This is a genomic window from Myxococcus sp. AM009 (assembly GCF_013372605.1).
Classification (GTDB): domain Bacteria; phylum Myxococcota; class Myxococcia; order Myxococcales; family Myxococcaceae; genus Myxococcus; species Myxococcus vastator.
On record NZ_JABXEP010000262.1, the window covers coordinates 1 to 6,891 of the forward strand.

The following is a 6,891-nucleotide window of genomic DNA, read 5'->3' on the forward strand; positions in this document are numbered from 1 at the left end:
ACCTAGCCCGCGCCGTCGGTCCGCGTCACCAACATCCGCCGGCCCGAGCCCATCGCGCCGCCGGAATCGCCGCCCTACGCGGAGGAAGAGGACGCGCGCTACTACCCCGAGGAGAACTCCCCCGAAGGCTGTGCCTCCGGCGAGTGCCTCCCCGAAGTCGCCGCCGCGCCTCCGCCTCCCGCGCCAGCGCCCGAGCCCGTCATCCACCACGAGCCCGAGCCCGAGCCGGCCCCGGTCACCCGCTCCCGGGACAACCCCAACCTGCCCCTCATCGAGCGTTGGCGTGCCGCCGTGGAGACGGTGAAGGCCTCCCATCCCCGGCAGGGCGCGGCGCTCTCCAACGGGCGCCTGCTGTCCATGAAGAACGGCGAAATCGTCCTCGGCTTCCTGCCCGTGGCCGGCTTCCACCGCATGGCCGTCAACGCCACCGCGGGCAAGGCCGCCGTGGACAAGGCCCTGGCCGAGCACTTCGGCCGCCCGGTGAAGCTCACCGTCCAGGATGCGTCCCCGGACGACCCCCGGCTGGGCCCCAGCCTGGCCGAGCAGGACGCGCAGACGCGCGCCACCCACGAGAAGAACACGGACAGCAAGGTCCGCGGCCACCCCGCCGTCCGGGCGGTGCTCAAGTTCCTGGGGGGCGAAATCGAACACATCCAGGTCTACGAGCCCGAGCGCCCCGGGGCCGTGCCAGCGGCCGACACTCCCGACGACAGCGCCTGACAACCGCCTCGCGCAACGGTAGGGTGGCGCCCCATTCCACGCCGGGGCGGGGCCACGTCCATGGCACCCGCTCCCACGAGCACCGAGGAAGCATATGCCTGGCGTCGACCTGAACTACTTCATCCGGCAGGCGAACAAGCTGACGGAGAAGATTGAAGAGCGGAAGCAGCAGCTGGCGGATGAGAGCGTGGAGGCCAAGGCCGGTGACGGCCGCGTCACGGTCGTCGCCAATGGCATCCAGGAGATCCGCAGCATCAAGATCGACAAGGAAGCCATCGACCCCAACGACACGTCGATGCTCGAGGACCTCATCACCGCCGCGGTGAACGCCGCCCTGGCGAGCAGCCGGCAGCACATGCAGCGCGAGCTCGCGAAAATCTCCGGCGGCGTCAAAATCCCCGGCGTTACCTGATACCGGATGACCCCCGATCCGCTGAATCGACTCGTCGCCCAGTTGGCGAAGCTGCCGGGCATTGGCGAGAAGACCGCGCAGCGCCTCGCGTTCCACATCCTGCGGGCGCCGGGTGAGTACGCCGCGGAGCTGTCGCAGGCCATCCACGAGGTGAAGGAGAAGGTGCACCTGTGCGTGCGCTGCTTCTCCCTCACCGACGCGGAGACCTGCAACTTCTGCCGGGACACGCGGCGCGACGAGCGCGTGCTGTGCGTGGTGGAGACGTTCGCCGACCTGATGGCGCTGGAGCGCACCCGTGAGTTCAAGGGCCGCTACCACGTCCTGCACGGCGTGCTGTCTCCCCTGGAGGGCGTGGGCCCCGACCAGCTCCGCATCCGCGAGCTGCTGGAGCGCCTCAACGACAGCCGGGTGGAGGAGCTCATCCTCGCCACCAACCCGGACGTCGAGGGCGAAGCCACCGCGCTCTACCTGACCCGCCTGCTCAAGCCCATGGGCCTGCGCGTCACCCGCATCGCCCAGGGCCTGCCCATGGGCGGCGACCTGGAGTTCGCCGACCAGGCCACGCTCGCCAAGGCGCTCTCCGCCCGCCGAGACCTGTAGGCCCCTCACGGTGGCGGCGCGAGCCACCTCGCGCCGCTACTGCGTCACCCGCCACGAGAAAGGCATCACCACCGTGACCTCCTGGTCCCGGTGAGGCGGGAAGCGAAGGCGCTCCGCCTGGGCCTCCAGGCAGCGGCCCACGCCCGACGAAGCCAGCGGCCCCCGCGTCCCCGCCCGCACCTTGCCCGATGAGACGATGGTGAGCTGCACCTGCACCTCGCCCTGGCTCGAAGGCAGGTCCGCCTTGTAGCGCTCGAAGCACGTGGTGATGCGCGCCCGTCCCCGCGAGACGACACGCTGCACGTCGTCGATGCCCAGCGTCACCCGCTTCTGCGACGAGGCCTTCTTCGACCGCACGGGTGAAGGGTCCGCCACTTCTTCATCCGCCTCCGGCTCGGCATCGGACGCAGTCCCCGCGAGCCCGGCTTCGCCCGGCTCCGGCGGCGCCGGCTCCGCCGCGGCCACAGCGCCCCCCGCCCCGTTCGCCACGGACTCCGTCGGCGAGCCAGCCTGAGCGGCAGCATCCACCGGTGGTGCCACGGCCTCCACGATGGGCGCCGTCGCCGGAACCAGCGACACCGAGGCAGGCGTCGTCACCCACTGCCGGTATCCAACGATGCCCGCCGCCGCCAGCAACAAGCCGCCCGCCAAACCCACCGCCAGCGTGCGCCAGCGTCGGCCCCCTGCCGTGGTCGCGGGCTCCGATGACGCCGGCCCGCGTGAAGCCGCGCCATGGGCGGGCACGCCCGGCGAAGACGGCCGCATGGACATGCCGGGCCGCTGCGCGGACGTGGCGTCACCGTCCCGGGCAAGCACGCCATACAGATTCGTCCCGTGCGGCTCCGCGCCCTGCGCCTGCGCCCCTTCCGCGGAGCTTCCGTACGTCGCGGTGAGCGTGGCCAACGTGGGGATGCGCGAGCGCTCGGTGAAGCGCTCCTCGCCGAAGTGGCCCTTCAAGAAGGCGCCGAGCGGCATCGCGCCCGAGCCGCTGAGGTGCTCCGAGAGGAACGTCTCCAGCGCGTCCGCGAACGCCTCCGCCGTGGGGTAGCGGTCCTCCGGCTTGAAGGCCATGGCCTTGAGGAGGATGGCCTCCAGCTCCTCGGGCAAGTCCGGCCGCAGCTCGCGCGGCGGCTTGAGCTCGCCCTGCAGCAGCGCGTTGAGCACCGCCAGGTCATTCTCCCGGGAGAAGGGCCGCACATGCGTGAGCGCCTCGTACAGGCTCACGCCCAGCGCGAAGACGTCCGCGCGGCGGTCCACTTCCTTGCCGCGCGCCTGCTCCGGCGCCATGTACATGTACTTGCCCTTCACCACGCCGGTGCGCGTGTTGACGAGCCGCGACTCGGCCTTGGCGATGCCGAAGTCCAGCACCTTCACCTGCCCCTGGTACGTCAGGTACAGGTTCGACGGAGAGATGTCGCGGTGGACGACGTTGAGCGGCTGTCCGGCCTCGTTGGTGAACTCGTGCGCGAAGTGCAGCCCGCGCGCCGCGTCGATGAGGACGCGCAGCACCACGGGGAGCGGCACGTAGTGGCGCTTGCGCCCGGCCAGCCGCAGCGTCGTGGAGAAGTCCTCCCCCGCGAGGTACTCCATGCAGATGTAGTAGCAGCCCTCGGCGAAGCCCAGCTCCTGAATCTGGACGATGTTGGGGTGGGCCAGCTTCGCCGCCAGCCGCGCCTCGTCCCGGAACATCTCCACGAAGTCGGGGTTGTTCGTCAGGTGCGGCAGCATCCGCTTGATGACGACGTTGCGCTCGAAGCCGTCGGCGCCCAGCAGCTTGGCGAGGAAGATTTCCGCCATGCCGCCTTCGGCCAGCTTCCGCACGAGCACGTACGGGCCATATGGCTGCAGCAGGGGAACAAGGCCCGCGTCCGGCACAGGCAGGGTCGTCTGGGGGGGGGACATCCTCACGGCCCTCGCTGTTTCAGGGTGCGCACTGTATGGACCGCCGGGGCACCAGGACGCGTCATCTTAAACACCAATACGGGCGGCGAGCCCACCGGCTCCACCCAGGTGTTGAACCGGTGTTTGCCATCCAGCGCCACCGGGCGTCCATTGATGGACAGGCGGGCGTCCACAGGTGCGACGCCGGCCGCGCGCACCCTCACGCCCGCCGCCTGTCCGTTGCGCGGTGTGGACACCATGAGCACCGGCACCGAGTTGTCGTAGACCAGCTCCAGCTTGTTCATCCGTCCCCCCTTGAGCTGTGCACCCGTGGCGGAAAGCGGCGTGACGGACCAGAGGTAGCTGCCCTCGTGCAGTGCGCCCGCGTCCAGCGCGGCGCGAGTCTCCGTCACGGTGCGCTCGGCCACCGGCGTATCCAATGCCCCCGCGCGGTACACCGCCACACGGTAGCGCGCCGCGGAGGTCTCCGCGGCATAGGTGAAGGTCACCGCCGGGGGTTTGTCCTGGTAGAAGATGGTCGTCTTCTCCGGCCCCTCGGGCACCACGTTGCGCACCCGCGCCAGCGAGCGCACCGCGCGCTCCGGCGCGAACGACGCGCTGCCCGACACCTGCGTCCCATCCTCGCGGCGCACCCGCCAGTGGAGCCTGCCGCGCGCCGGCGCCGGCACATTGATGAAGGGACGGTACACCGTGCCCGACAGCACCGGCCGCGTGAAGGCCGCGTCCTCCGCGACCTCCACCGTGGCCTCGCCCTCCCCTTCCCAGGTGATGGCCACCTCCCGCAGCCCTGGATGGAACACCTCCGCGCCGTTGACGACGCCCAGGGCCAGTGGCGCGGGCTTGAGCGGCTCGACGCGCGGCGCCTGCGCGGAGGACGCCTCCACCGTGGCGCGCTCACCCGCTCGCAGCGCCTGCCGGGCGTCTCCGCGCACCAGCGTCACCTCGCCGGTGAGGGCATCCACCAGATAGCCCGCGGCCGTGCGGCGCACCGCCAGCCGCGCCTCGCCACCGCCTTCCACCCGCAGCCCCGGCAGCACCAGCCGGCTGGTGCGCCCTCGCGCGAGCTGCAGGTTCAGCCAGCCCCTCAACAAGTCGAAGCGCGCCTCGTCCGTGGCGCCGCCCTGCTCCGCCGACGTCAGCACCAGCTCCGCGTCCGAGCCCAGTGACGCCACCGTGGCCGAGCCCTCCAGCGCGAGCACCGCGGAGCCTCCACGCCGGGTGCGCACGCTGCCTCCCGGCGAAAGCACCTCGCCCTGCTTCGCCACCGCGCGCCAGGCCGACGCCCCCTTGGCCCGCACCTCCGCGCGCCCCGTCCCCAGCCGCACCGTCACCGGAATCGGCGCCAGCTCCAGGACACGCGCCCCGCGAACCACCAGCTCCGTCCGGCCGGACGTCGCCTCCACCGTCTCGCCTTCGGATGCGCGCAGGGTCTTGCCGTCGCGGCCCACGAACTCGATGGCGCCCAGCCGCACCTCCACGCTGCCCGCGTCCTCGGCCACCTGCACGCGCACCTCGCTGGGTTCATCCGCTCCCACGCGCGTGAGGCCGAAGGGCGTGCGGATGGTCAACGCCACCTTCGCGCCCTGGCCCGTGCGCGGCTCACGAGCGGGCACGCGCGACAGCAGGATGCCGCGCTCCACTTGGAGCACGATGCCTCCCGATTCCGCGCCCAACGCGAAGCGCGCATCCGGCCCCACCTCCACGGAACGGCCATCCGGGAAACGCACCGTGGCGGCGCCACCCGAGGCCGTCTCCACCGCGTCGCCTCCGTACAGGGGGCCTTCCTGGGCGGCCCCCTGCTTGCCACCTCGCTCCAGGCGCACGTCGCCGCGCAAGCCCTCCAGGCGGCCCAGCACCTCACCCGCGCCAGCATCAACCACCTCCGAGGGCCCGGGAGGCGGCGCCACGGCGTCATCATCACACCCCGCGACGAGGAGCAGCAGGACCAGGAACCAACGACGCGGGGCACTCACCGTTTCCCCCTCGGGAAGAGGTCGACATTCAGGATGGTCCGCTCACCCTCGCGCAGGGTGATGACCTTCGTCTGGGACAGGTGCCCTCGCGCGGAGAGGGTGATGCGGTAGGTGCCACCCCGCACCTGGACATTGAAGGCCCCCTTCGAATCCGTGCGCGCGCGCACCCGGGCCTTCGTGATGAGGAGGGTCGCCGCCAACGGTTTGCCCCCTCGCACGCTGCGGACCTGTCCCACCAGCGTGGCCCGCGTCCCCTTCTTCTCCGTCGCCAGGGGCACCGACAGCGTGGACTCCTGCCCGGCGATGACCACCGCGGCTTCATCCGCGGACCGGAAGCCCGTAGACGCCACCGAGACAGCCACCGGCCCTGGGGCCAGGTCCTTCACCACCGCCTGCCCCGTCAGGTCCGTGCGCACCTGCGCCGTGCCCACCGACACGCGAATGTCCGGCAGCGGCACGCCCGTCCGCGCATCCACCACCGTCACCCGCAGCGCGCCCGTCGGCGGCGGCAGTGGCGCGGCTTGGACCTCCAGCTCCGCGCGCAGGCCCTCCTCCACCGTGGCCGTCGCCTCCGCGGACGCGTACCCCTCCGCCGTCACCCGCGCGGACACCGGCCCGGGTAACAGGGACGCCACCTCGACGAGCCCTTGCGCGTCCGCCACGTGCGCCTCGCCCTCCACCATCACCCGCGCCCCGGGCAGCGGCGCGCCCGTCCGCGCGTCCAGCACGTGAAACCGCACGCTCCCGGGCACCACCACCGCCACCGGTACGGGCACCTGCCGCGCCACCCGGGCACCGTCATGCCACGCCAGCTCCAGCGCCGCGCCCAGCCGCCGCAGCCGCTGCCGGGACTGCGTCCCATCCGCCAGCGTCACCGTGTCCTGCACATGCTGGAAGTCCAGCACCAGCGTGCCCGTCCAGCGCTCCGCTCGCCGCAGCGGCACCAGCAGCGCGCCCCCGGCGGAGAACCCCGTCGCCTCCGCCCGGGCGCCCGCGGCGTCGCGCACCGACAGCGAGACGGGCAGCTCGCCGCGCGCTTCCAACCGCAGCCCCAGCATCAGGGGAAAGCGCACCGAGCCCCCCACCACCGCTGCATGCCGCGCGCCCCGGAGGAGCACCGGCTCGGTGGAGTCACTGAAGTGGGGAAGCTGCGAGAAGCCGTAGCCCGCGCCCAGCTCCGCGCGCACCGGGCCCAGGAAGAAGCGCGCCCGAGGGCCCGCCGAGACCCTCCACAGACTGCCCCCGGTGATCCGCAGCGCGCCCTCCCGCAGGTCGAAGGCCTCC

The 6,891-nt window shown here is 72.2% G+C and carries 6 protein-coding genes; 3 read left to right on the top strand and 3 right to left on the bottom strand.

Annotated features, from left to right (window positions below; translation table 11 throughout):
- Positions 1–291: 291 nt before the first annotated feature.
- The 3 genes from HV824_RS37825 (at position 292) to recR (ending at position 1,732) form a co-directional block, all read left to right on the top strand.
- The gene (locus tag HV824_RS37825) at positions 292–720 is read left to right on the top strand and encodes a hypothetical protein (protein ID WP_255208574.1); all 429 of its coding nucleotides are present in this window, start codon (positions 292–294) and stop codon (positions 718–720) included.
- A 94-nt stretch (positions 721–814) separates the two neighbouring features.
- The gene (locus HV824_RS34335) at positions 815–1,132 is read left to right on the top strand and encodes a YbaB/EbfC family nucleoid-associated protein (RefSeq protein ID WP_163783332.1); all 318 of its coding nucleotides are present in this window, start codon (positions 815–817) and stop codon (positions 1,130–1,132) included.
- A 6-nt stretch (positions 1,133–1,138) separates the two neighbouring features.
- On the top strand, positions 1,139–1,732 hold the full coding sequence (gene recR, locus HV824_RS34340) for a recombination mediator RecR (protein ID WP_163783331.1): 594 nt from the start codon (positions 1,139–1,141) through the stop codon (positions 1,730–1,732).
- Between the two features lie 36 nt (positions 1,733–1,768).
- On the opposite strand, the gene HV824_RS34345 is transcribed toward recR, so the two are convergent.
- The 3 genes from HV824_RS34345 to HV824_RS34355 form a co-directional block, all read right to left on the bottom strand.
- Positions 1,769–3,634 (bottom strand): protein kinase, encoded by a 1,866-nt coding sequence (locus tag HV824_RS34345; protein WP_176425146.1) that lies wholly within the window; start codon positions 3,632–3,634, stop codon positions 1,769–1,771.
- Positions 3,635–3,636: 2 nt separating this feature from the next.
- Positions 3,637–5,607, bottom strand: a complete 1,971-nt coding sequence (locus HV824_RS34350) for a FecR domain-containing protein (protein WP_176425147.1) — start codon at positions 5,605–5,607, stop codon at positions 3,637–3,639.
- A partial coding sequence (locus HV824_RS34355) for a collagen binding domain-containing protein (protein WP_176425148.1) occupies positions 5,604–6,891 on the bottom strand: 1,288 nt, incomplete at its 5' end. The genes HV824_RS34350 and HV824_RS34355, both read right to left, overlap by 4 nt.

Excerpts from the sequence above, each read along its gene's own strand:
- recR (WP_163783331.1), top strand. The coding sequence starts at position 1,139 with ATGACCCCCGATCCGCTGAATCGACTCGTCGCCCAGTTGGCGAAGCTG.
- HV824_RS34335 (WP_163783332.1), top strand. The coding sequence starts at position 815 with ATGCCTGGCGTCGACCTGAACTACTTCATCCGGCAGGCGAACAAGCTG.
- HV824_RS34345 (WP_176425146.1), bottom strand. The coding sequence starts at position 3,634 with ATGTCCCCCCCCCAGACGACCCTGCCTGTGCCGGACGCGGGCCTTGTT.